This window comes from Pseudoalteromonas sp. AOP31-A2-14 (genome assembly GCF_052378035.1).
GTDB lineage: Bacteria > Pseudomonadota > Gammaproteobacteria > Enterobacterales > Alteromonadaceae > Pseudoalteromonas.
In genome coordinates this window covers 595,735-620,923 of sequence record NZ_JBQSXI010000002.1, presented here as the reverse complement: position 1 = coordinate 620,923, position 25,189 = coordinate 595,735, and the positions used below count along the sequence as shown (strand labels likewise).

Annotated in this window: 26 protein-coding genes and 2 pseudogenes; 18 read left to right on the top strand and 10 right to left on the bottom strand. The window is 38.7% G+C overall.

The features are described from left to right. Positions 1-120: 120 nt before the first annotated feature. Together ACT3S9_RS18690 and ACT3S9_RS18685 are read right to left on the bottom strand one after the other, a co-directional pair. Positions 121-573: an NfeD family protein gene (locus tag ACT3S9_RS18690; RefSeq protein ID WP_441995372.1), complete on the bottom strand. Its 453-nt coding sequence runs from the start codon at positions 571-573 to the stop codon at positions 121-123. A gap of 15 nt (positions 574-588) precedes the next feature. Continuing rightward, positions 589-1,542, bottom strand: a complete 954-nt coding sequence (locus tag ACT3S9_RS18685) for an SPFH domain-containing protein (protein WP_441995370.1) — start codon at positions 1,540-1,542, stop codon at positions 589-591. A 569-nt stretch (positions 1,543-2,111) separates the two neighbouring features. Here ACT3S9_RS18685 and ACT3S9_RS18680 point away from each other — a divergent pair. The 5 genes and pseudogenes from ACT3S9_RS18680 to ACT3S9_RS18660 form a co-directional block, all read left to right on the top strand. Next, a pseudogene (locus ACT3S9_RS18680) lies at positions 2,112-2,726 on the top strand (IS5 family transposase); the annotation flags it as partial. An 80-nt stretch (positions 2,727-2,806) separates the two neighbouring features. Then, entirely contained in the window at positions 2,807-3,112 is a 306-nt protein-coding gene (gene tnpA / locus ACT3S9_RS18675; RefSeq protein ID WP_443489032.1) for an IS66 family insertion sequence element accessory protein TnpA, read from the top strand. Continuing rightward, on the top strand, positions 3,109-3,462 hold the full coding sequence (tnpB, locus tag ACT3S9_RS18670) for an IS66 family insertion sequence element accessory protein TnpB (protein WP_024605589.1): 354 nt from the start codon (positions 3,109-3,111) through the stop codon (positions 3,460-3,462). Before tnpA ends, tnpB begins: the two co-directional genes overlap by 4 nt. Before the next feature lie 39 nt (positions 3,463-3,501). Beyond that, positions 3,502-5,046 (top strand): IS66 family transposase, encoded by a 1,545-nt coding sequence (tnpC, locus tag ACT3S9_RS18665; RefSeq protein WP_443490041.1) that lies wholly within the window; start codon positions 3,502-3,504, stop codon positions 5,044-5,046. A gap of 27 nt (positions 5,047-5,073) precedes the next feature. Further along, positions 5,074-5,226: pseudogene (locus tag ACT3S9_RS18660) on the top strand (transposase); the annotation flags it as partial. A gap of 94 nt (positions 5,227-5,320) precedes the next feature. Here ACT3S9_RS18660 and ACT3S9_RS18655 read toward each other — a convergent pair. Further along, positions 5,321-6,763: a diguanylate cyclase domain-containing protein gene (locus tag ACT3S9_RS18655; RefSeq protein WP_441993378.1), complete on the bottom strand. Its 1,443-nt coding sequence runs from the start codon at positions 6,761-6,763 to the stop codon at positions 5,321-5,323. A gap of 257 nt (positions 6,764-7,020) precedes the next feature. Here ACT3S9_RS18655 and ACT3S9_RS18650 point away from each other — a divergent pair, with 257 nt between their 5' ends. From ACT3S9_RS18650 to ACT3S9_RS18630, 5 genes are all read left to right on the top strand, one after another. Continuing rightward, a complete protein-coding gene (locus ACT3S9_RS18650; protein WP_441993377.1) occupies positions 7,021-7,905 on the top strand; it encodes a cation diffusion facilitator family transporter in 885 nt (294 codons plus the stop codon). Between the two features lie 7 nt (positions 7,906-7,912). Then, on the top strand, positions 7,913-7,963 hold the full coding sequence (locus ACT3S9_RS18645; protein WP_441993379.1) for a histidine kinase dimerization/phospho-acceptor domain-containing protein: 51 nt from the start codon (positions 7,913-7,915) through the stop codon (positions 7,961-7,963). A gap of 51 nt (positions 7,964-8,014) precedes the next feature. Further along, positions 8,015-8,206: a hypothetical protein gene (locus ACT3S9_RS18640; RefSeq protein WP_441993376.1), complete on the top strand. Its 192-nt coding sequence runs from the start codon at positions 8,015-8,017 to the stop codon at positions 8,204-8,206. Positions 8,207-8,620: 414 nt separating this feature from the next. Then, a complete protein-coding gene (locus ACT3S9_RS18635) occupies positions 8,621-9,178 on the top strand; it encodes a hydrolase (protein WP_441993375.1) in 558 nt (185 codons plus the stop codon). Between the two features lie 256 nt (positions 9,179-9,434). Further along, on the top strand, positions 9,435-10,403 hold the full coding sequence (locus tag ACT3S9_RS18630; RefSeq protein ID WP_086959932.1) for an IS30 family transposase: 969 nt from the start codon (positions 9,435-9,437) through the stop codon (positions 10,401-10,403). Here the strand turns inward: ACT3S9_RS18630 and ACT3S9_RS18625 are convergent. From ACT3S9_RS18625 to ACT3S9_RS18595, 7 genes are all read right to left on the bottom strand, one after another. Continuing rightward, positions 10,358-10,909: a TMEM165/GDT1 family protein gene (locus ACT3S9_RS18625; protein ID WP_444751147.1), complete on the bottom strand. Its 552-nt coding sequence runs from the start codon at positions 10,907-10,909 to the stop codon at positions 10,358-10,360. The genes ACT3S9_RS18630 and ACT3S9_RS18625 overlap by 46 nt on opposite strands. Before the next feature lie 263 nt (positions 10,910-11,172). Continuing rightward, a complete protein-coding gene (locus ACT3S9_RS18620; protein ID WP_441835773.1) occupies positions 11,173-11,502 on the bottom strand; it encodes a DUF6488 family protein in 330 nt (109 codons plus the stop codon). 9 nt (positions 11,503-11,511) lie between these two features. Then, positions 11,512-12,042, bottom strand: coding sequence for a hypothetical protein (locus tag ACT3S9_RS18615; RefSeq protein ID WP_441835772.1), 531 nt, complete (start codon positions 12,040-12,042; stop codon positions 11,512-11,514). 13 nt (positions 12,043-12,055) lie between these two features. Continuing rightward, entirely contained in the window at positions 12,056-12,715 is a 660-nt protein-coding gene (locus ACT3S9_RS18610) for a HupE/UreJ family protein (RefSeq protein WP_441835776.1), read from the bottom strand. Positions 12,716-13,351: 636 nt separating this feature from the next. Further along, positions 13,352-13,813 (bottom strand): MerC family mercury resistance protein, encoded by a 462-nt coding sequence (locus ACT3S9_RS18605; protein WP_441835771.1) that lies wholly within the window; start codon positions 13,811-13,813, stop codon positions 13,352-13,354. A 102-nt stretch (positions 13,814-13,915) separates the two neighbouring features. Beyond that, positions 13,916-14,293 carry a MerR family transcriptional regulator gene (locus ACT3S9_RS18600; RefSeq protein WP_004588890.1) on the bottom strand — a complete coding sequence of 126 codons (378 nt, stop codon included), beginning with the start codon at positions 14,291-14,293 and terminating at the stop codon, positions 13,916-13,918. Positions 14,294-14,335: 42 nt separating this feature from the next. Further along, positions 14,336-14,725 carry a Cd(II)/Pb(II)-responsive transcriptional regulator gene (locus ACT3S9_RS18595; protein WP_004588889.1) on the bottom strand — a complete coding sequence of 130 codons (390 nt, stop codon included), beginning with the start codon at positions 14,723-14,725 and terminating at the stop codon, positions 14,336-14,338. A 77-nt stretch (positions 14,726-14,802) separates the two neighbouring features. On the opposite strand from ACT3S9_RS18595, the gene ACT3S9_RS18590 reads away from it, so the two are divergent. The 8 genes from ACT3S9_RS18590 to ACT3S9_RS18555 all read left to right on the top strand — a co-directional run bounded on the left by ACT3S9_RS18590 (position 14,803) and on the right by ACT3S9_RS18555 (position 25,121). Then, positions 14,803-15,417 carry a cation transporter gene (locus tag ACT3S9_RS18590; RefSeq protein WP_004588888.1) on the top strand — a complete coding sequence of 205 codons (615 nt, stop codon included), beginning with the start codon at positions 14,803-14,805 and terminating at the stop codon, positions 15,415-15,417. A gap of 55 nt (positions 15,418-15,472) precedes the next feature. Then, the gene (locus ACT3S9_RS18585; RefSeq protein ID WP_004588887.1) at positions 15,473-16,204 is read left to right on the top strand and encodes a transglutaminase-like domain-containing protein; all 732 of its coding nucleotides are present in this window, start codon (positions 15,473-15,475) and stop codon (positions 16,202-16,204) included. Further along, positions 16,191-17,093 (top strand): cation diffusion facilitator family transporter, encoded by a 903-nt coding sequence (locus tag ACT3S9_RS18580; RefSeq protein WP_004588886.1) that lies wholly within the window; start codon positions 16,191-16,193, stop codon positions 17,091-17,093. The genes ACT3S9_RS18585 and ACT3S9_RS18580 overlap by 14 nt, the downstream gene beginning before the upstream one ends. 55 nt (positions 17,094-17,148) lie before the next feature. Continuing rightward, the gene (locus tag ACT3S9_RS18575) at positions 17,149-17,499 is read left to right on the top strand and encodes a hypothetical protein (protein ID WP_004588885.1); all 351 of its coding nucleotides are present in this window, start codon (positions 17,149-17,151) and stop codon (positions 17,497-17,499) included. A gap of 83 nt (positions 17,500-17,582) precedes the next feature. Then, a complete protein-coding gene (locus ACT3S9_RS18570) occupies positions 17,583-18,800 on the top strand; it encodes a TolC family protein (RefSeq protein WP_008468875.1) in 1,218 nt (405 codons plus the stop codon). 64 nt (positions 18,801-18,864) lie between these two features. Next, on the top strand, positions 18,865-20,121 hold the full coding sequence (locus ACT3S9_RS18565; protein WP_002962258.1) for an efflux RND transporter periplasmic adaptor subunit: 1,257 nt from the start codon (positions 18,865-18,867) through the stop codon (positions 20,119-20,121). A gap of 11 nt (positions 20,122-20,132) precedes the next feature. Further along, positions 20,133-23,333: an efflux RND transporter permease subunit gene (locus ACT3S9_RS18560; protein ID WP_004588883.1), complete on the top strand. Its 3,201-nt coding sequence runs from the start codon at positions 20,133-20,135 to the stop codon at positions 23,331-23,333. Positions 23,334-23,678: 345 nt separating this feature from the next. After that, on the top strand, positions 23,679-25,121 hold the full coding sequence (locus ACT3S9_RS18555; protein ID WP_004589456.1) for an IS1182 family transposase: 1,443 nt from the start codon (positions 23,679-23,681) through the stop codon (positions 25,119-25,121). Positions 25,122-25,189: the final 68 nt, after the last annotated feature.

The window sequence follows — 25,189 nt, the reverse complement described above, 5'->3', positions numbered from 1 at the left end:
TAGTTCGGTTTAGGCTGGTATTTTCGGTGTTTAGCTACAAAAATACAGAGGATGGAAATATGTTTATTATAAAGTGATGAAAGCCAAATAGTGGGATATCCCACTACTTGGCTAAAATTTTTAAAGAGGAGCGACCCACATAACACCCACCTCCTTTTTTACTACGGTCACTTCAGTTCCCGCACTAATTGGTTGGTTGCTTTTGAGTTGCCAATTAATGCCTGAGTAACTGTGCGTTGTTAGCCCTTGCTCATCTACATCAGCACTCAAAACAAAGCTCAGCTGGGCAAAATCGGAGTGAACTTCTTTGGTGTCAGTATGTTCTTGCATGCGCTTTAGAGGTTGCCAAAGTAGCAATGTCAACGCCGTAGTGGCAACGATATTACTCCAAAGTGCCGTGGTTAATGATTCTTCCAATAAAGAGAAATTCATCATTAATCCGGTCGCAAATAATGACATACCTAAAAACAGCAAAATGAAGGTAGACATGCCAAGTACGGCGACCTCAATGATCAGCGCTAAAATACCTAAAATCATTAAGCTCTGGGCTAAGTTATCAATAATAAACTCCATAGCTTACTCCAAGTATTAACTTTTTTGCTTTTGATTCAATGAATTAATAATCGACATACCTTGAGCCACTAAAGAGCTGGCATCGGTGCCGTTATCTGGCAGTAAAACCACTGATGACTCACGGGCAATGGCTTCTTTAGCTGCAATTGCTTTAGTTGCTAAGTCGAGTTGAATCGCTTTTTGGCCTTGCCCTGTATCAGCAGCTTCACCTACTTTAAGCAGCGCGTCAGCTTGTGCTTCTGCTACGGCTATAATCGCTTTTGCTTCACCTTCAGCACGTAATATCTGCTCGGATTTATCTGCCTCAGCAGCTAGAACTTGGGCTTGTTTTTTACCTTCTGCAACATTGATATTAGCTTGTCTATCACCTTCTGACTCTAAAATCTGCGCGCGCTTAACACGTTCAGCTTTCATTTGCGCTTCCATCGCTTCCATTACAGAGTGTGGTGGAATAATATCTTTAATTTCATAACGCAGAACCTGAATACCCCACGGCTCAGCCGCTTGGTTAATCGCGCTTACAATATTATTATTTAGTACATCACGTTCTTCAAAAGTTTTATCAAGCTCCATTTTACCCAATTCTGAACGCATTGTGGTTTGTGAAAGTTGCGTTACTGCAAATACGTAGTCGTCTACACCATATGTTGCTTTGTATGGGTCAAGCACTCGAAAATACAGTACGCCATCAACAGTCAATGAAATATTGTCTTTTGTAATAGCTGATTGCGAAGGCACATCTTGCGCTTGCTCTTTTAAGCTTCTGTCTGCTGCTATACGGTCAACAAACGGCACAATAAAGTTTAAGCCCGCTTCTTTAGTTGATTGATATTTACCAAAGCGTTCAATCAGCCAAGCTCGGTTTTGTGGTACAAATTTAACACAGCTTTTCAGCAGCACTAAAACAAAAATAAGTAAAAATGCTTCAACAGTAAAAACCATGTTGAGAATTTGCGCGATTGGATCCATGTAGATTTTCCTTAATGTTCTTATCAAACTAGGTAAATTGTTTATTATGCGTTTAAAAGCGCTAAGATACGAGCTTTTATGAATAAAACACATATTTTTTGCTAACTATGAGGTGAAATCAACTAAAAAGCTCTCAATTGCAGCGCTAACTAGAATGGTAAAGTTATCGAATTGAAAGCACACCAAGCGTAACAAAAGCTTTTACACTAAAAAGCACGAGCTAATGCAACAAGTCGCGTCAGATAGCATGTTTGATTCAAATAAAGTGATAACAGTAGGAAAGGAGTTCTGCTTGTAATCAAATCTGTTTGTGATGGTTTTGCACTTTAAAAGCACAGCACGTACTGATAATTTAATTAGGAATTGGCGCATAAATATAACACTATTGAGTTTTAGGTAATTAGGAACAACTTAATAACCTTAAATTCAATCTCGTCGAATTCGGCGGTATTTTTTGCAAAAATATATTGCCTTTAGTTTAGGGCGTGTTGATCTTTGTGGTATGAAAAACAAACAGCATGAAGATAAGGTATAATTGAATTCGCCAGAAAACTTTACACCGAACCTACATGCCAAGATTAATGTTAACAGACGGGACATGGAATGTCTTATCAAAAGTAATGTACTTAAGTGGTCGAATTTATAATAAGCCCAACCATAGAAAAACGCTCGAAGGCATACTGTATAAGATGCGCACAGGTATTCCATGGCGAGATTTACCTTCTGATTTTGGCCGTTGGAGTGCTATCTACAGACGGTTTAATTTATGGTCCAAAAAAGGGATTTTGAATGAACTGTTTCGCGCATTATCTCGTGATGCGGACATGGATTGGGTCTTCATTGATGGCAGTATTGTCAGGGCTCATCAACATAGTTGCGGTGCAAGAACTGCTGACAATGAATCAATTGGAAAGAGCCGAGGTGGAAATTCTACGAAAATTCATCTTGCAGTCGATAGCGGAGGGTTGCCTGTTTATTATGAATTATCCTGTGGGAATACGCATGATATCGTCCATGCAGAGTCACTCGTAGCTAATTGCCCAACAAGTAATATGGTTGTCGCAGATAAAGGCTACGACAGTGAAAAACTGAGAGCGTTTGTTCGTGATAATAACGCTACACCCGTTATTCCACGTAAGGGCAACAGTTTAGTAGGCAATGAAGATATTGACTGGTGCATGTACGTAAGCGCGCAATTAAACCCACATACCAATATTAATGCTACCTATGCATAATTTACTCAGCATATTAACCTGAGGTAATTATGAATAAACAGCAAAAAATAAAACACTGGCAAGGCATTTTTGAGCAGCAAAAATCGAGTGGTTTAGCCATCATTCAATTTTGTCGTGATAACAACATTAACGCATCGACTTTCTATGTTTGGCGTAAACGCCTTTCTGACGAAACGATAAGGGTTAAAAAGCAACAGGTGATCCCGTTTGTTATTCATGAGCAAGCCTTTACGCAACCTTCAATCATTAAACTCACCACACCAAACGGCTATCAAATAGACTTCGAGTCGACATTAGCTAACCAAACGCTAGCCAAATTATTGAGCGTACTGTGACACCTTGCACCCACCAAGTTTACTTGGTCACGGGATTCACCGACATGCGAAAATCAATCAATGGGTTAAGTATTATTGTCAGCGATACCCTATCTCTCGATCCTTTAAGCCAAGCGTGGTTCGTTTTTTGTAATAAACAACGCGATAAATTAAAAATTTTGTTTTGGGATACCAATGGTTTTTGGCTTTATTATCGTCGCTTAGAGCAAGGACGATTTCAATGGCCAAATCATGCTCAAGCACACGTAGCCATGGGGATTGAACAACGGCAGTTACAATGGTTATTATCTGGCTTACCGGTAAATAATAAAACCCGCCACTCAACTTTATCAGGGTTATCAGTGATGTAAATTAACCAGATCGTTTTTTTTACTTGAACGATCTTTCCCATGTGTCATGCTATTAAAATGCCAGACACTATTCTCATCACCGAACTACAAAATCAGCTTGCACTTATGCAGGCTAAGCTTGATGGCTTAGAAAAAGATAAAATTTCACTGCAAGAAGATAAGGTTGAAATGCAATCGCGGATTGACCACTTGCTTGCTGAGCTTAAGTTAAGTAAATCCCAAAAATACGGTAAAAAAAGTGAAAAAGCCCCACGGGGCACCTTCAATGAAGCGGAGCAGCATAAAACGACTGAGCCGCCTAAACACCATAAGAAAGGTAAACAAATACTGGCTGAGCACTTTGAACGAGAAGAGGTTGAGCACACCTTAACCGAGTTAACGTGTCAGTGTTGCGGTGAACAACTACATCAATGTGGTAGTGAAGACAGCGAGCAAGTGAAGATTATTCCGGCGAAAGTCAGTGTCATTAAGCACAAACAATTTAAATATGCTTGCAGACATTGCGAGCATGAACAATTGGCCAGTAAAATAATCACCGCGCCTAAACCCAAGCAGCCTATTCCTGGCAGCATTGCGAGTCCAGAAGCGTTATCGGCGGTTGTTACGGGCAAATACTGCGATGCCTTACCGCTTTATCGTTTCGTTGACATACTGGGCCGTGGCGGCCTTGAACTATCGCGCGGAACATTAGCTAATTGGTGTATTAAAGCGGGCCTGCTAATCAGCCCCTTAGTGGCAGCCATGCAACGTCACTTGCTTAGTGAGCACAGTTTATGTGCCGATGAAACCCGTACACAAGTCTTAGATGAAGGTGACAACCCTAGCAGCAATTCCTACATGTGGGTTTATCGCAGCAATGAGGTCAGCCGTGAGCCTGTCGTGATTTACGATTACCAAGCAGGTCGAAGTCGCGCTTGCGCAAAAGAATTTCTTGCCGGTTATCAAGGCTATTTACAGTGCGACGGTTACCGTGTTTATGACGGTATTGAAGGCATTACCCCTGTTGGTTGCTGGGCACACGCTAGACGCAAATATAACGATGCCTTAAAAGCAGAGTCGAAAAACAAAGGTCGAGCGCATAAAGCCATCAGCTTTATCAGCCAATTATATAAACTGGAAACCCACGCTAAAAACAAACAGTTATCTCCTCAAGCGCGGTATCAGTTACGACAAGAAAAAGCCTTACCCATATTAATGCACTTTAAAGCGTGGCTTGATGAAGCCGAAGGTAAAGTAACGGCGGGGAGTTATATTGGCAAAGCGATAAAATACACGCTTAATCAATGGCCGAAATTAATGCGGTATAGTGAAGATGGCGAACTAGGGATTGATAATAATATTACTGAGCGAGATATTCGGCCGTTTACCACTGGTAGAAAAAACTGGCTATTCTCAAAATCGGTTAATGGTGCTCAGGCCAGCGCGATACTTTATAGTATTGTGATGACGTGTCGTGCTAATGACATCAATCCGTATTACTACTTTGTGCATTTATTTAAAACGTTGCCGAATCGAGATGTGGGTGATGATGATTTTACCGACCTAATGCCGTGGAATGTGCAGCTAGACTTCGATTATAGCTAAGCGCACTGCTTAAATGCGCGCTTACGCATGTACAAATATCGGCACTTGGTTGAGAATGCATTTGGCCGTATTAAGCAATATAGAGGGATAGCCACGCGGTATGAAAAGCTTGAACGAAATTATCATTCAATGCTCGCTTTAGCATTTACTATGATGTGGCTACCAATGTGGGCTGATTGATATATGTACTACAAAGATCAACAGCCCCTAGTACCAACAACGGTCAGCTAATTTTTATTTATACCCCATATGTTTACTAAGCTGAACCGGGGTACTAATCAAAGCGCATCACTTTATTTCGGCCTGCATTTTTGGCTTTGTATAATGCTTTGTCTGCGGCTTTTATGAGCTTGTCGGCTTGGTTTTTTTTGCTCGCGATAAAACAATGATAACCGATACTAAGAGTTAGTTTTTCAGACACTGTTGAATACGGGTGCGCAATAGCAAGTTCATTGATTGAAGATTTAATAAGGGTGGCAAAGTTGTGGCAGCTTGCTTTATCAGTAATAGGTAAAATAAATGCGAACTCCTCTCCACCGTAACGAGAAACCAAGCCTCCTTGGCGTTTAGTTAGAGCTTGTAGCGTGCTGGCTACTTGTTTGAGGATCTCGTCGCCTTGCTGATGGCCAAAGTTATCGTTGTATAACTTGAAAAAGTCTATATCACATATAATTAAACTGATTGGTTGTTGGCTTCTGGCGCTGCGTTGAATTTCGATTTTTAGGGTGCTGTCGAATTGGCGACGGTTAGCAATATTGGTCAGACTATCCAAGTTTGCTAGGTTTTGTAGCTCTTCGTTTGCGCTAAGTAATTGTTGCTGTATTTGCTCAATACGCAGCTTATAGGAAACGTTTTTTAACGAATTTGTGATGATGTCACCGACTAGCTTTATTCTGATCAGATCCGTTTCATTCCAATTACGAGTATTTTTAACGCAATCACAACCTATAAAACCGACTAATTTTTGCTCTGATTTTAGGCCAATACACAAAATTGATTTTATATCTTCAGCAGTGAATTCGGTTTTTTCTTTATGGGCTTCTTCAGGCAGTAACATCACATCCGGGATGTTAAACACATGTTGTTCACTCATCATTTTGAAAAAATAAGGTAGTGAATTTTGCGGTATATTTTGTAAGTGAGTTTTAAATGGCGTTATATTTTCATTAACCCACTCGTGCGTGTTGCTCATTATTTTATCGCTTTCACTAAATTGAAATACATAACTGCGGTCTGCATTGCAGAATGTGCCAATGGTTTGTAGGGCGCTTTCAATTTTAGCGTCTAGATTATCTAATTGAATATCAATGATCTGTGTTGATATTTTTGATATAACCTCATCAAAATCAGCATCGTATGAATTTTTTGATGGTGTTTTTTTGGTGCAAATAACAAGCGTTAAAGATGTACTAACGATACTGTAATTAAGCTCGATTACCGTCGATGACTGTGAACTTGTAATAAGTACTTCACGTACTGAAAGTTGTTTTTTGGGGATAAAAAAATCGTTATTACTTAGCGGTTGCTGGTTTGTTGTATCAAAGAGTTGTATATGGTTAAAAATATGAGTTATAGAGTCTTCTATATTTGTTAGCTTAAAAAGCTGCTGCGCCTGAGCATTCGCAAAGACATTACCCGTCTGTTTGTCGTAGGCAAATGCAGCTAACGGCAAAATAGATAGTGTAAATTGTATGTCTTTAATCGCGGATGTACTCACAAGCTTATAACCTAAACTTTAAAACATAGTTAGATTACATTTACTCACAAATAAATGATAGTAAATACATGTTTTTGTTACATCGAATAGTTTGAAGGAGTTTTTTAGTGCGTTTGGATTGCTGTCGTATTATAATTGCTACTGTATATCATTACCACTGTGTACCATTACTTTTAGAGTAGAGCCAGCGGCTAACGTATTCTTATCCTTTTCACAATTCAAATGCACTTTATGCTGACAGGTAATTTAACTTTTCCATGACGGATATTACAACTCATCAATCTTCAAGAAGACGTTTATTAATTGCTCTGGCCATTACATGCACGTTTATGATTATTCAGGTTATTGGCGCTTATTTTTCAAACTCGTTAGCTGTGCTAGCAGATGCGGGACATTTATTTGTTCATAATAGTTCGCTATTCATTGCCTTAATAGCCTCAAGTTTAGCTATTCATTTAGCTAAAACATACAATGATGGTTACCATAAAGCTGAGCTTGTAGGTGGTTTGATCAATGGCATATTATATTTAGCAATTAGCTTAATTATTATGTACGAAGGTGGTGAACGTTTTTTACATCACCACCAGGGACAAGGACAAGAGATAAATAGTTATTTAATGTCACTTGTAGCTTCAATTGGCTTCTTATTTCACGGTGCTGCCGCTTGGATTTTATATAAAGGTCGTAAGGCGAGCGTTAATATTTATGCCGTGTTTTTACATTCATTTTTTGATTTAATCTCAACAGTTTCTACCTTTATCGCGGGCGTGCTTATTTATTTAACGGGCTACACGGTGATTGATATTATCTCAAGTATGTTTATTTCTTTGTTCGTCCTATTTACAGGGATTAAGGTGATTAGTCGTTGTGTTAAGGGTCTTCGTGAAGACAGCGCGCGCTTGCCCGATGTTGGGTTAGTTGAAAAAGCTATTGCCCATATTGAGCATGTATATAATGTGCATAACGTAACGGTTGCCAAGCGAGATAAGCTGCTTGAAGTCGGCGCTCATGTGGTGCTAAAAGAGCATTGTACAATTGAAAAGCATGATGAACTATGCCGTTTAAAAGTAGAGAAAACCTTAGCCGAAAAATTTAATATACGTATTTGTGTACTGCAAATTGAAAGACATGAATGCCATTAAATAGCTCTTGAAATTTTTAGCCAATATGAGCCATGAAATACGCACGCCCTTAAATTAGATGTTCAGGTTATAAATATAGCGGAACATATTAAATAAATTAGTGAGGTTTTTGCTAATACCATTGGTACGTGATGCGGTGGTATTTAACTGCGTAATAGATAGTGGTATTGGTATTTCAAGCACACAGCAAGCTAATCATTTTAATGAGCTTATACAAGCTGATATCTCGACAACGCGTAAATACGGCGGAGCAGGTCTTGGGCTTACCATTATTAACCGTAAAGCATGTATTACTTGTTGAAGATAACCCAATCAATCAAGTTGTTATATCTAAAATAATGCTACAAACCGGTTGTACAATCGAGTTATCAAATGATGGCTAAAGCACTTGAATGTATTGTTAAAAGCGCCCTGATTTAGTGTTGATGGATTGCCAAATACCAAATACCAAATGCCGAATATGGATGGTTTTCAATGTACTCAAAAGATTCGCCATAACCTTAAAAAATTATAACTTCTTCTTTAGGGCATTGTTCGGCTATTGTGGGGTTGCAAAGTAATGCCCTTATTATTTTTAATAAAGATTTACTTATTCTGATCTAATTAGGTACTTCGCTTTAAGCTAAAATAAAATGGCAAAATTAAAAGTAGCATCACTGTTATTACGTTGAAATAAATATATACTCCATGAAAAAACATACTGTTAGGAGATAGCATGAAACGCCATATTTATAATGCAAAAAAATGTCAAAGTGTTTTGTTGATCATTGATGTGCAAGGTAAGTTAGCTCCGGCAATGACTCGTTTTGACGAAGTGGTTAATACCACATTACAGCTGTTAAACGCAGCACAGTTAATGGCTATTCCGACAGTTATTACACAGCAATATAAACAAGGTTTAGGTGCCACAGAGCCGCAAATTGTAGAGCAAGCAACAGATGCAATATATTTTGATAAAACTCACTTTAGTGCCTGCCAAGAACCTGGATTTATCAGTACGCTAAACAAGTACCAAAAACCGCAAATTATTATTGTTGGTATGGAAGCGCATGTGTGTGTACTTCAAACGGCGCTTGATTTACTCGCCTCTGATTATCAGGTATTTATTATAGCCGGCGGGGTAAGCTCAAGACGCGACAATAATAGAGATATTGCTATAGCGCAATTACGCCAAGCAGGAGCGGTGATCACCAGTGCTGAAAGTGTTATCTTTCAGTGGGCAGAAGTGGCAGCCACCCCCCAATTTAAAGATATATTGAAAATAGTAAAATAATCGAAAGGTACTGTTTTGTCGTATGAGCTTATAATACATTACTATTTTTTAGTTGTTCAAACATACACAGCAACTTAAAACTATCAATTAAGCACTATTAAGCCATAACAACCCAGCGCAACAAATAACGTTGCCGCGATTATTCTCACCTTGTTAAGAGCTATACGTCCTAAATTCGGATAATAAGTGCAATTTCTCAGATTAGATGGCCAGCTGTTATAATTCGGCCATTTTCTCGCCAAAGGAAATTGCTTTAATGAAATATAAACAGCTGACACAAGAAGAAAGATACCAGATTTACGCGTTAATAAAAGCAGGAAATAACCAAAAGCAGATAGCTGAAGAACTAACTCGTTCACCGTCATCTATTTCTAGAGAGCTAAAACGCAATAAAGGACTTAAAGGCTATCGGCCTAACCAAGCCAATAACTTTGCTGAACAAAGACGTAAGTCATCTTTCAAAGCAAGTAAGTTAACAGAGGACGTCACTCACTGGATTAATAAATTGTTGCATGACGGACTTTCCCCTGAGCAAGTGGCAGGCCGCTTAGCTTTAGAGAAACAGGTCGTTTTACATCATGAAACAATTTATCAATATATTTACAGAGACAAGGCTCGTGGTGGCAAGCTACATAAGACACTCACTCGTGCATGTAAAAAGTATAAAAAACGCTATGGAAGCTATGATAAACGTGGACAGATAGTTAATCGAGTCAGCATTGATGAACGCCCAAGTATTGTGGATTCAAAGTCTAGGATTGGTGATTGGGAGGGCGATACAGTGATAGGTAAAGGGCGTAAAAATGCGCTTGTCACAATGGTTGAACGTAAAACGTTATATACAGTCGTTCACAGAATTGAAAGCAAGCATGCGAAAATAACAGCCGATGCGCTGATCACGTGTATGACACCATATAAAGGTAAGGTTATTACCGTGACGTTAGATAATGGAAAAGAGTTTGCTCACCATGAGCATGTTGCACAAAAATTAGAAGCTGATGTGTATTTCGCTCATCCCTATTCATCATGGGAGCGGGGCATAAATGAGAATACCAACGGCTTACTTAGACGCTTCTTCCCCAAGGGAACTGACTTTATGGCGCTAAGTGAAGCAGAGATACAGGCGGCAGTTGATAAGCTCAACCATCGGCCAAGAAAAACAAGAGGGTATAAAACCCCTCATGAATTATTTACGGGGCAATCAGAAGTTCTGGTGGCTGCATAATGATTGCACTTAATACTTGAATTCAAGCGTTTTAAAAGAGCATTACCGGCATAAATAACAGGAACGTTTGCGATTAGCATACCAAGCGTGGTGCCGAGTGTAACCCACGTTACAGATTGATATTGTGCGCCAAGTAATACAGTGGCAATTTGTGTTTTGTCGCCAATTTCTGCAATAAAAAATAACCCCAAGGCTACTACAAAAGCCCCGTAATGGTCGTATTTATGGCTAACCTGCTCATTTTTATCAGGTATTAGTAACCATAGCCCAACAAAAATAAAACTAATATTTACAACATAGGGTAAGTAGGGGTTATTAAAGGTGTCTGCTAAATAGTCACCAAACCACGCAGATAACCCATGATTAATAATCGTTGCGACAAAAATACCTAGTATCAGTGCAGACTTTTTTGCAAAACGGGCGGCCAGTAATAGCGATAAAAGCTGTGTTTTATCGCCTATTTCTGCCAGGGTGACAGTGACGGTTGATGTGATAAATGTATCCATATTTACTACTACTAGGCGGGACTACTAAACCAAGGTAAACACCTATCTCCCGCCATGAGGATAGAGTTTACCCAGGTCTTGCCGATAATGCTTGCTACATTACAAACTTACCATGCACATAAGGTGCAATTATGTTGATAAGTTTACCTAGTGACGTTCTTAATACGACACTAAGCAGGCTACTCCCCCGAGAAGTACAGACTTTAGCATATTTATTTTTTATAGTAAAGGCGCAGGCCATTAAGCAATAGTGTAAATAGCCACTAAAAGCTATTATTTGAAACGTCTATCAGGTCTCCGCTTTGAGCTACTTTGAAATAAATGGTGCTTTTTAAAGATGCATTATTTGCACTGATAAAAAAATTGCCGTCTTCTTCACTGTTTATAGCAACATTAGCTTCAGTAAGCGTTTTCCAAGAGCTATCTAACTTACCTACTGCAAAGCCAAAATCTTTAAAGGTCATTTGTTTTGCTGACTTAATCGCTATTTTAATGGCTTGTTTGCCATTAATATGGTCGTGCCCAGCATGGGCAAAAGCATTAAAGCTAAAAAAAGTGGCTATTAATATAAGTGTTGTTAAAAGTGTTTTCATTGGTTTTTCCTATTTTTGTAATCCAATTATTTTATATTGGCCTTTCACTAAAAGCTGTATGGCCACCGGGTTATTTGAGTTGTTTTTCCAGTACCAGCCATGAGAGCCCGTAAATGGGGCGGTAAAACTGCCTTTCATTTCGTTTAACTCGGCAATCGCATAGCTTTCGAAATAACCGGTCGTATCGTCTGCAGGCTCCCCGTGCAAATCAAAATGCAAGGAAGCTCCATCGGTCATCCATTCATAGGTTATTTTTTCATATTGCTGCATTTCAAATTTATATTCAATACCATGGTTTGCTGGGATGGAAACTTCAATTATTTGAAAATCTGTACTGCCGTTTTTGAGCGAATCCGGCGCTTTAATTGATTCTTTCTCTGATGCTTGGGCTATCTTAGTGAGGCCTAATTGTTTTCCTATTCCGGTTGGGTCAATATTATATTCTGCCGGAAGAATAAATAGCACAAGGGCGACTATTGCGACTAATAAAGCGGTGATACCGGCTTTTGTTAGTGTTTTTGAACTGACTGTATGTTGCATATATTTCTCTAAATTAATTAATCATATAACCGGTTAATTGAAAGCCGACCAGCATTAAACCAGCGCTCATCAATGCACCGTTGGTGAATGTTGAAAAGCGTTGAAAAGACGGTCGTTTACGCCACGCATTAATGGCAATTAAAATAACCGCAAGTGCTAAAAATTGGCCAAGCTCCACGCCTATATTAAAGGCTATTAGGTTTGCAAGTAATCCATCTTGGGGTAATTGAAATTCTTGTAGCTTGGTTGCGAGACCAAAGCCATGGAACAAGCCAAAAATTAACACCGCCGATTGTGTATTCGGCTGATAATTAAAGCAGCGTTTAAAGCCACCTAAGTTATCAAATCCTTTGTAAATCACCGAAAAACCAATAATTGCATCAATCAAGTAAACATTTATTTGAATGTCGTTCAGTACCCCCAATAGCAAGGTTGTACTGTGTCCTATGGTAAACATAGTGACATAAAGCAACAAATCTTTACTGCGGTATAAGAAGAAGATCACACCGATTAAAAACAATATATGATCGTAGCCAGTGATCATGTGTTTTGCACCAATATAAATAAATGCTGCAAACTGTACGCCTTGGTTTTGCTCTAAAAAAGCACGCGTGCTGTCATCTACTCCGTGTGCAAGTGTTTGCAGGCTAGTTAAAGCCAAAACAAGCATCATAAACGCTACGGTAAAGCTTATTATTTTAGTTGGCATTGTGACGCTCCAACGTTTTAGTTTCAGTCAAAATAGACTCCTTTTCATTGTCCAAGACAATACCGTGCGGGGCTTACAAACAATATTAGTAAGGTCGATGAAGTAATAGCATCGATCACTAGGGTAGGTAAAAGCAGGCTGCTAAAAATAATTGCCTATTAGTCCTATTTTGAGCTTTATTATTTTCACAAATCAGCTATTTAGAACAGATACTATAGCTTAAAACCTAAACTAAATGTAACAGGAAATATTATCAATAAAATCAGAGTTATTAAGTTATTTATTTTAATGGTTTTTTACTGCTTGAGATACTTCTTAGCCTTTAATGAGTTGTACGGCGAAAATGCAGCGCTTCATAAATAACCTCTACGTGAATAATTATGATGTGTGAAGCCAAGATTTGACCCTTCACCCTTTCTATTCGTTGGTGCTGGAAAATGGAAAGTTTTGCATGGCGACTATATATGCCAGAAGGGCAGTATTCCAAAGTTTATACAGTGATAGAGCGGGCTCTTAAAAGCTGGGAAGTCCACATAGTGGTGTATGCAAGTCTGCACACTACGATACTCCGTGCCCTATCAGAGAAAGCTGTGGGGCATATCAGCGAGCTAAAATATAACAAGTGACTAAGGTTATGACCGTCCGTTTATGGCACTTTGATGAAGTTCGGCTTGGAGCGAAAAGCAGACATTGACCGTTAATCGTTTCAACGACGGCAATTAGCCATACGTTGCATGTTTGCTCCCTTACTGGTTTTACGATATCCAAAACCGACATAACGACCATTAAGCAAATACCAAAGTAAAATAGGTATGTGCTCCAATCATATAGCCAAAGAGGATAAAGCGTTAATAGCACTGCTACAGGCCCTAGAATGCTGAAGACAGCTCTGGTATGGTTTTTATTTTTGTGCCAGTTGTATAAGTTTACCAATAGTTCCAAAGATGCAAAAATAGGTAAAAGCGTATTTACAGCTATTCCTTCGAAGTGAGAGAAGAAGCCTAGTCCTAATGCCGATGCAAGTGACCTTAATGCAGGGAGGCAGGCCGTGCCGCTAGCCAAACGCCACTAGAGCCTACTCTGTCTAATATTTTATTTATCATTTGAAAGTCTATTGGTTGATATTACCATCATTCTAAACTCCGTATACAAGTACGGAGTCAATCATTTTAATGAGTCAATTATGGGGCAATGTGTTGGATCTTCGTTTTGCATACAGGTATTTGTCATACCCACAATTACTTTCTCTAAACGTTGAAGGTCATTAATTTTGTCTCGAATGATTGCTAACTTTTGTCGGTTTAATAGCTCAACTTGAGCGCAGTTGCTGTCCATAGACATTAGCGATTTTATTTCTCTTAACGTAAAGCCGAGCGCTTTGGCTTTTGTGATAAACCTAAGTTGTCCTGCTATTGATTCGTCATATTGTCTATAACCAGATATTGGTTTTTCAGGTTGTGTAATCAGTCCTTCTCGTTCATAAAAACGAATGGTTTCTACATTTAAATTTAATGATTGTGCTAATTTGCCAATGGTTTTCATTATTGCCTTTGTGAATACTACTAATCTAAAGTTATATTTAGTTCAACTATCTAATGACTTGATAATGCCACAGACTTCAATTGTACCGTCAGACCCGCAAGAGCTTGCCATTAGTTTTAACTCTTTTTTGAGTGCATTCAATTCCTTCATTCGTTGATTAACTAAAGTTAGTTGCCGATCAATTAATGCATTTACACTAGAGCAACTCTCCTCTGGCTTGTTTTTTAATTCAATGAGTCGCTTAATATCATTAAGCGGAATATCTAAACTTCGACAATGCTTTACGAACTCTAGCTCTTTAAATGCCTTATTAGAATACAACCTGAAATTCCCTTCAGTGCGATCAGGATCTGACAGCAAGCCCTCCTTTTCATAATATCGGATGGTTTGTACTGAATACCCCGATGTTTTCGATAACTCACCAATTTTCATAAAATTTCCAAATAAACTTGACCCTATAGTCACTATAGGATTTATAGTTAGAGCATACAAGTTAATCGGAGATGAAAATGAGCGATTGTGGGTGTGAAGTTGAGCTAAAAGATAACCAGCAAAAAACGGTGCTTTATTGGCTTCTGGCTATCAATGCCTCGATGTTTGTTTTTGAAATTGGCTTTGGTTGGTTATCAGAATCAACGGCTTTAATTGCAGATTCGTTAGACATGCTAGCGGATGCAATCGTCTATGCAATTGCACTATACGCGGTGGGAAAGTCAATCCAACATAAGGCTAATGCTGCTTTAGTGAGTGGCTATTTCCAACTGGGGTTAGGCGTGCTAATTCTAATGGATATTGCTAGAAGGCTGTATGGTGAAAGTGAGCCTCACTCTTGGTTTATGATTGGCGTAGGCATGGTTGCTTTAGTTGCAAATGTGATTTGTCTCATCCTTATTCGAAAGCACAACAACGATGAAGTACATATGAGAGCTAGCTGGATATTTTCAGCGAATGATGTAATTGCAAATCTTGGTGTCGTTATCGCAGGCATACTCGTTATGGTGCTGAAACAGCGTTGGCCTGATATCGTCATTGGTAGCATCATTTCAATGTTAATTCTTCGAGGCGCTTACCGAATACTAAGCGATGCTAAACAAGAATTAGCTGTTGCTGAGAAAACACGTTAAACACCAAATGAAGATAAACAATCAACCTTTGGTTGTTCAAAGTAAGGAAACATCAATGAATAGCAAATATCTAGAAAAAACCAAGATAGTAAATTTTGAACACTCTACAATTCAATCATTAATTTCTGAGCGTAATTGGCAAGAACTCGATGACTTCAACAAAATTGGTGCAGCCTACCAATTTGTTAAAGATGAAATATTATTTGGTTACAATGAGAGTGATGATATTTCAGCAAGCAGTGTTTTAGCCGATGGTTACGGACAATGCAATACCAAGGGTAACTTGCTGATGGCTTTGTTACGAGGATTAGGTATTCAATGTCGTTTTCACGGCTTTACTATTGAGCAGCGATTACAAAAAGGAGCTATTCCAACTTATGTATTTTGGTTAGCACCTAAATATATCATTCATAGTTGGATTGAAGTTTATTTCAAGGATCGTTGGATAAACTTAGAAGGCTTTATATTAGATGAACAATATTTAAGTTCACTACAGCACAAATTTAGTCAAATAAAAAACGAATTTTGTGGTTATGGTGTTGCAACAAAGTGTTTCTCTTCGCCAGATACAGATTGGCGTGGTCAAGATACCTATATACAAAAAGAAGGTATTCATGATGATTTTGGTGTTTATAATTCCCCTGATGAGTTTTATCTCGAAAAAGGAACTAACTTATCAGGAATCAAACGTTGGATGTATCAACGAGTGATCCGTCACTTTATCAATTTTAACGTAGTCAATGTAAGAAATTTAAAAGTTCTTGAGGTGGAAAATGCACAATCATAGCCATAGCCATTCGCATGGAAAAGACGACCGTATAGGTTGGACATTTTTCCTTAATGTTTCATTTACTATTATCGAATTTATTGGTGGTTGGCTAACCAACAGTACCGCTATTATGGCTGATGCTGTACATGACCTGGGTGACAGTTTATCTATAGGATTCGCTTGGATACTGAGTCGTTTCTCGGATAAAGAAGCATCCGATAGATTTAGCTATGGCTATCGTCGTCTTACCCTGTTTGGCGCATTAATTAACAGTATTGTATTAGTTATTGGTTCTGTCTGGGTGCTATTTGAAGCAATACCAAGATTATCTAATCCTGAAATGCCAATGGCTGAAGGAATGTTGGGTCTTGCATTACTTGGGGTTGCTGTTAATGGGTATGCAGTATTTAAACTAAAAGCGGGTAAAACGCTGAACGAAAAAGTACTTACGTGGCATTTGCTTGAAGACGTACTTGGCTGGGTTGCAGTCCTAATTGTTTCTATCGTGCTGCTTTTTGTAGATCTACCAATATTAGATCCTTTGCTTTCTATAGGCTTTACACTGTTTATATTGTTTAACGTTTTGAAAAACCTGAAAACAACATTGGCACTATTTCTTCAAGCTACACCTGATGAAGAAGTGCAGAATAATATTGAAAAAGCGATAAAGGCTATACCTGAAATTAATGGGATTCATCATATGCACTTTTGGTCATTAGACGGGGAAAGTCACGTATTAACTGCTCACCTAGAGTTAGCCCATAACTTTGAGGTTGATAAATTAATTAGGCTAAAACAACAAGTGGCTAAGGAACTTTCTTCTTATAATTTATCTCATACAACCATTGAGTTTGAGTTTCCTCAAGAAACTTGCCGTGACGAGCATGAAAAACATGCGCATGGCTAGTTTAGAAAACCTTTTTTTGATATTATAATTTTTCATATTTAAGTAGGTGTTTATTTTGAAATTCAATGTTGCGTTAAAAATACTATTAGTCGTTTCGATTGTTTTGCAATCGTTAACTGCTGTTGTATCCGCAACACCTGAGAATCACCAAATAGATATAGAGCACCTTCAAATTCAACATGATCATGCAGATGATCGAAATGTCTCAAATGATAATGTAGGTGATGAGCAGCATAATGAAAAAGATTGTCATCACTGCGGACATTGCAGTGGCAGCCACTTATCTTGGATTTTAGTCAGTAATTCAAATACCACGGGCAAACTAAACATTATCAATAAAACGCCTTATCAAATTGATCAAACAAGTACCTTTCTTGAAGCGATACTTCGTCCGCCTATTTCTTAATTAGATTAATTTTTAATGACCTATTTATCCTTTAATAATGGATAAAGGTTTCGTGTTTATTAATTTTAAAATTAAGAATTTTTATGTATATATATTTAAAAAATGCAGGTTTAGTCCTGTCTTTATGTATGGCTGTGAGTTTTTCAGTTGCCACTTATGCCAAACAGAAAAGTATTTCATGGCTAGATAGTCAAATAAATAAAGATCCCGAAGTTGTTGCGGCTAAAGAGTTACTTAATGCAAGTAATCATAGAGCCAAGAGCTTAACTAAAGCCGTATATAACCCAGAGCTTGAAGCAAGCTATGAAAAAGAGGGTGATTTTGATAATTATTCTATTGGTATCAGTCAAACGATTGATTTTTGGGATAAGCAATCAGCAAATAAAAGCATTGGTGAAATTGGTGTTTATGCAAACCAGCAACAATTGTTATCTCTACTCGATTCTAAAAAGGCTAACGCTTTAACTGCAATAGTTAATTGGCAAGCAGCAAAAAAGGTGGCTCAGTTACTTTCAGTAAGAGAAAATCAATTACAAACGCTCGTTGGAATTATTGAAGATAAGCGAAAAGCAGGACTTTTAGAGCCACTTGACGCTGAACTGGTTTATTTAAACTTGTCCCAAGTTTTCAGTGAAATATCTGAGTCGCAAATTGCTTTGAAAAATGCAGAGGTAAATGTTCAGGAGTTATTGCCTGATTGGACGCCTAATACTACCAATTTGTTTTCATTTACTTTTGGAGCAACAAACTATTCATTTAACTCTCAGTGGGTTGAGGAACATCCAAAAGTTAAACTCGCTAGAGCGCAATGGAAGATAAAACAATCTAAAGCTCAACTAACCACTATGGAATCTAAAGCCAATCCAACCATTGGAGTTAACGCAGGGAAAAGTGGAGATGAAGACTTGATTGGCGTGACTTTCTCAATGCCTTTAAATATCAGAAATAACTATTCAGATACTGTTAAAGCCGCTTATTCAGAAGCAATTGCAGCAGAGGCTAACTTTCGGTCGGTTTATCGAAAGCAGTCATTTGAAGCAAAAGCTAATTATGAATCGCTTATTGTCAGTAAAAAATATTATGAGCAATGGCAAAAACTGACAAAAGGCAGATTAGATAGCAGCGAAAACTTATTAAATAAGCGCTGGGAAGCTGGTGACATTAATACTTCTGACTACTTACTTGCATTAAATCAACGTGCGGAAGGGCTTCATGCAGGAATACGTTTGGAAAATCAATTCAAGCTTGCAGAAATATCCTTCATTTTAAGTATGGGTCAGTTATCCAAATTTGAGATTTGAGCGCTTTGTTTTTTCAGTAGCGAAAAACGAAATCTTAAATTTATTAAAAATATAGGTTACAAAAATGAATACAGTAATTAGTAAAAAATTTTTAGCCGTAGTAATTAGCTGCCTGTTAGTTGGGTTTACTACAAATCATGATGCTTTTGCACAGTCGTCAGATGGAACTGGTTCTGTCACAAACGTTTCGAAACAAGAAGAAAAAGAACATCAAGATGAGCATGAACACGAAAAGGGACATGAAGAAGATAAAGGTGACCATGACGAGCACGGCCATGAAGGTGGTAATAAAGAGGGAGAAGAAGGACATGAAGAAGGTATCACTATTGATCCAAAGAAGATGTCGCTTGCTAACATTAAAGTGGAAAGTGTTAAGCCTGAATATCAATTTAGCTCCGTATATGCACCTGGCGAAATAAAAGCTAATGGCTATAAAAGTTATGTGGTATCACCACGTACAGAGTCAGTCATTATCAGTCGCCATGCAGCGCTTGGCGAGTATGTAGAAATAGGTCAGAAGTTAGTTACATTATTTAGTGAAGCAATGGCACAAGCACAAGCTGACTATTTAATCGCTTCAACCGAATGGCAACGTGTAAAAAAGCTGGGTAATAAGACGGTGAGTGAAAGTCGATTATTACAAGCTGAAACAACATACAATGCGAGCTATGGCAAGCTCATTGCTTTAGGGTTAACTGAAAAAGCAATAAATGGTATTTCTAACAAAGACATTAAAGCATTTGGACAATATGCATTAACGGCGCACCGTGAAGGTGTCGTGCTTCAAGACGACTTTATCCAAGGGCAACGTGTTGATGCTGGGGATTCAGTCATGTTGTTAGCTGATGAAAAACAACTATGGGTTGAAGCAAAAGTTTCTCCAAATAAAAAGCTAAATTTATCAATTGATTCTCCTGCGGTACTTAAATTAGAAGGCCAGAGTTACAATGCCAAAGTTATCCAAGAAGCCCATACAATTGATCCCGTAACTCGTACAAGAATTATTAGATTGGGGGTACAGAATGCTGATGATAACCTTCATTCAGGTATGTTTGTAAAAGTTTACTTTCAGTTTGCCACAAAGCAGAAAGTGATGGCTGTGCCAGAAGAAGCATTGATCCGCAGCGCAGATGGTGATTGGACCGTATTTGTCGAAGACCACCCTGGAGAATTTAAAGCTGTAGAAGTAGAACTAGGCCGAGCCTTAGGTGATTTTAGGGAAATCATTGGCCTTGATAGTGGGACGCGAATTGTAACCAAAGGCGCATTTTTTGTTGCTTCTGAAATCGCTAAAGGCGGATTTGATCCGCATAACCACTAAGGAGCAAGACTATGTTTAATAAAATAATAGATTGGTCTGTTAATAATAGACTCCTGATTTTGATTGCGCTGTTTGCCACAATTGTCGGCGCAATTATGGTTATACCAAAACTAAATTTAGATGCCTTTCCTGATGTTACTAATGTTCAAGTTGCTGTAAATACTGAAGCGCCAGGACTAGCTGCTGAAGAAGTTGAACAACTCATTACGTACCCCATTGAAGCGGTCATGTATGCCTTACCTGATGTAGAACAAGTGCGCTCAATTTCTAAAACAGGCTTGTCTGGCGTCACGGTTGTTTTCAAAGAAGGCACCGACATTTACTTTGCAAGACAACTTGTATTTGAGCGTCTTCAAGCCGCAAAAGAACTGATACCAGAAGGTGTCGGCACACCCGAAATGGGGCCAAACACCTCAGGGCTAGGCCAAGTATTTCAGTACCTTCTTATTTCAGATAAAGATGCAGGCTATGATGCTATGGCACTCAGGAGTCTCAATGATTGGGTAGTAAAATTACTCGTTATGCCTGTCGATGGTGTTACTGATGTACTCTCCTTTGGAGGTATTGTTAGGCAGTACCAAGTAAATGTAGATCCATCTAAGCTTCTTTCTTATAACCTAACGCAAGAAGACGTTGTTGGTGCCCTAGATAACAACAATGCCAATGTTGGCGGATGGTATATGAACCGTGGGCAAGAGCAGCTTGTTATTAGAGGTGCAGGTTGGTTTGAAAGTGGTGACGCTGGTATTAGTAATATCAAACAAGTTCCCGTCAAAACAGTTGATGGGACAGTTGTGACGGTTTCGGATATTGCTAAAGTTGAAATGGGCAGTGAAATTCGTCAAGGTGCTGTCACAATGACGCGCAAAACCGAAGACGGTAAAGTCGAAAATTTAGGTGAAGTTGTCTCTGGCATTGTCTTAAAACGCATGGGGTCTAATACTAAAGCCACCATTGATGGTATCAATGCAAGAATCCCATTGATTAATCAAGCATTGCCTAAAGGTGTTCGCTTTGAACCATTTTATGATCAGGCTGATTTGATTGAAAAAGCCGTTGATACAGTAGTTGATGCACTATTACTAGCATTTATTTTCATCTGTATTGTATTAGCACTATTTTTAATGAATATACGTGCAACCTTCCTTGTCCTAATATCTATTCCAATTTCAATTGGTATCGCGTTAATGATCATGGCTTGGTGGGGCATTTCTGCAAACCTTATGTCATTGGGTGGCATTGCCGTAGCCATTGGTATGCTAGTTGATGGTTCAGTCGTGATGGTTGAAAACATGTTTAAGCATTTAAATAGACCAGACTCTACCCATTTAAAAACTGTAAAAGAAAGAGTGCCTAGTGCTGATACTGATCCACATGATGTAGAACAAGATGAGCATGGTATTAAGTTACGTCTTCAAAATGCGGGTAAAGAAGTGGCTCGTCCCGTATTTTTTGCAGCTTCTATTATTTTAGTCGTATTTACGCCTTTATTTAGCTTTGAAGGTGTTGAGGCAAAGTTATTTCAACCTATGGCAATAAGCATCATTTTAGCTGTTATATCTGCTATTGTGGTTGCGTTGTTTGTTGTACCCGCTTTAGCTACTTATTTATTTAAGTCAGGTGTAAAAGAGAGGGAAAGCTTTGTTCTTAGGCCATTAGACAAACTCTACAGAAAAGGGCTTACATTCGCACTAAAACGCACCAAATTAGTCATTTCAGCCGCACTTATATTAGTTTTCTCTGCCTTTGCATTAGTTCCATTAATTGGTACTGAATTTGTACCTGAGTTAGAAGAAGGGACGATAAACTTAAGAGCAACGCTTGCACCTTCTTCCAGTTTAGATACCGCGCTCACTGTGGCACCAATTCTAGAAGAAAAACTAATGGCTTTCCCTGAAGTAACCTATGCATTAAGCCGAATTGGTCGAGCAGAAATAGGTGGAGACCCAGAGCCTGTGAATAACATCGAAATTTACATAGGGTTGAAGCCTGTTTCTGAGTGGACCAGTGCATCTAATCGATATGAACTTCAAGGAAAAATGGAGAGATCTTTAGAAGAATTCCCTGGGTTGCTACTCAACTTTTCTCAACCTATTGCGACTCGTGTCGATGAGCTACTATCTGGTGTTAAGGCTCAGTTGGCGATAAAGTTGTTTGGGCCTGAACTTGAGGTACTGGCGGCTAAAGGTCAAGAAATAGAAACAGCAATTAAAAACATTGAAGGTGCAAGGGATGTTGCATTGGAGCAAATTGCTGGTGAAGCGCAATTGGTGATAAGTCCTAACAGGCAAGAACTATCACGCTTTGGATTGTCTGTGAGTGACATAATGGAGGTTGTGCGTGATGGTATTGGTGGTGTTGAAGCCGGACAAATAATCAATGGTAATGAACGTTATGATATTTACGTTCGCATAGAGGAAGAGTACCGAAGTAACAAAGAAGCTATTGCTGATATTCGGCTTCAATCACCTACTGGTGCTTGGGTGCGGCTGGGTGACGTAGCCTCAGTCTCATTTGAGTCAGGCCCACCACAAGTTAGACGCGATGATGTACAACGAAGAGTCGTTATCCAAGCAAATGTACAAAATCGAGATATGGGAAGCGTGGTTGCCGATATCAGAACGGTAATTGCTGAAAAGGTTGACTTACCTTCAGGTTATTCTGTTTCGATTGGCGGCCAGTTCGAAAGTCAAAAACGTGCTCAAAATAGGTTAGCTATAGTTGTACCTTTATCGTTAGCACTAATCGCACTACTACTTTACTTTGCCTTTGGTTCTGTTGGTCAAGCTATGCTGATATTGGTCAACGTGCCGCTTGCTGTAATTGGCGGAGTTTTCTCCTTATATTTATCTGGACAATACTTGTCTGTACCAAGCTCCGTTGGCTTTATTACCTTATTTGGTGTAGCGGTATTGAATGGGGTCGTTATGGTAGAAAGTATCAACCAACGTATTAAAGACGGTCTAGAAGCATCTAAAGCCGTTTTTGAAGGCGCTACTTCAAGATTAAGACCTGTACTTATGACTGCTATAACATCAGCTTTAGGTTTGATACCGATGTTAATGTCTAATGGTGTTGGTGCAGAAATACAGCGCCCATTAGCGAGTGTTATTGTTGGCGGCTTGGTAACTGCAACACTGTTAACATTATTTGTTTTACCTGTTTTATATCGCTGGTTTTCAGAGAAAAAAATAAAAGAGCTATCCAGATAAAATTACTGTGAACTCTAACCCCACGCTAAAGTCACGTTTAGCGTGGGGTTATTGAGTAGATGAACGAAAAGAAAGATTAGATTTAACAATAAACTAATAGTCATGACTGCTTTGTCGGAATATTTGTCGTTAAACAGGCCAAAGCTAACTTCCGCTTTCGTATCTTTGCAGTCTTAATCTCTATGTGTCTCAAGGTCGGATTATGGCACAGACTGTGTGAAAACTCTGATCACCTTTTGGTCTAAGTATGTTCTGCTTATGATCTATTAATCTATACATTTAGTTCACTTAATATACTGATATTTATATAATTAGACTATTGATTCAGTTGAGGGTTGAGGCAGTATGTCAAAGTTTATAAGCGGTGAAAGTCGTGACCAATCAACGTTATTTCCAGAATCGTTGGAAGACTACGTCAGTGAAGATAATACGGTCAGAGTGATTGATGTTTTCATTGAGGAACTAAATCTAGCTGAATTGGAGTTTAAAGGGTTAACTTTAAAGTCCACAGGCCGCCCTAAGTATCATCCAGCCACATTATTAAAACTGTATCTTTATGGTTACCTCAACCGTATTCAATCATCCCGCCGATTAGAAACCGAATGCCAACGCAATATTGAACTGATGTGGCTACTTGGTAAGTTGGCACCCGACTTTAAAACGATTGCTGATTTTAGAAAAGACAACGGAGATGGTATAAAAAATGTGTGCAAAACGTTTGTTGAAGTCTGCCGTCGTCTGAATATGTTTGAGAAACCAGTTGTTGCCATCGATGGTAGTAAGTTTAAAGCTAGCAACAACAAAGGCAATAATTTTACGCCAAGCAAAGTTAAATTCCACATCGACCGAGTCGAAAAGAATATTGAACGTTACCTTGAATTACTTGATGAAGCCGATAAAGAGCAAGCTAACGTCACAAAAATTAAAGCCACAAAAGATAGGCTAGCTGACTTTCGCAGCCAGTTAAAAAAACTACACGAGATTAAAGAACAAGTTGAAGCTCATCCTGACAAGCAAATATCCACTACTGATCCTGATTCACGTTTAATGAAAACTCAAGGTTTTACAAGAGTTGTGAGTTATAACGTGCAAAGTGCGGTTGATACCAAGCACCACCTTATAGTGGCGCATGAGGTGACCAACGTGCCAGATAGAGGCCAGCTTGCGTCAATGACAAAACTCGCACAAAAAGCATTGCGCAAGGAAGATATAAGGGTATTAGCAGATAAAGGTTACTTCAGTCAGCCCGATATAAAAGATACTATCGATTTGGGTGCAGAGCCAATCATGCCCAAGACGGATACATCGTCCTCTGAAAAGAAAGGGATATTTAACCGCTCACTCTTCAAATACGATGCAAATAAAGATATTTACTTATGCCCCGCTGGTAATGAACTTCAAAATCGAATGCAGGTATTTGAGCAAGGTAAATACCTTGATGTTTACTTCAATCACATTGCTTGTCGAGATTGTAAAATAAGAAGTCAGTGCACTAACTCTAAAAAAGACCCTAGGCGAATAAGGCGGTGGGTGCATGAGATTCTGACAGAAGAAATGCTTCAAAAGCTAAAGAATGAACCTGAATTGATGCTTCATCGCAAGCAAACTGTTGAGCACCCCTTTGGCACAATTAAACTCTGGATGGGAGCTACCCACTTACTAACACGAGGTTTAAAAAGCGTGGGGACAGAAATAAGTCTTCATGTCCTAGCTTACAACTTCAGAAGAATGATAACAATTATGGGAGTTAACGGCCTAAGTAAAGCAATTAGAGTAGCGTTGCCATAGCAGTTTCGCTCGCGCGGAGAAAATTGCGATACTGAGAAAAAATCGATCGCAACCATCTTAAATGGTTT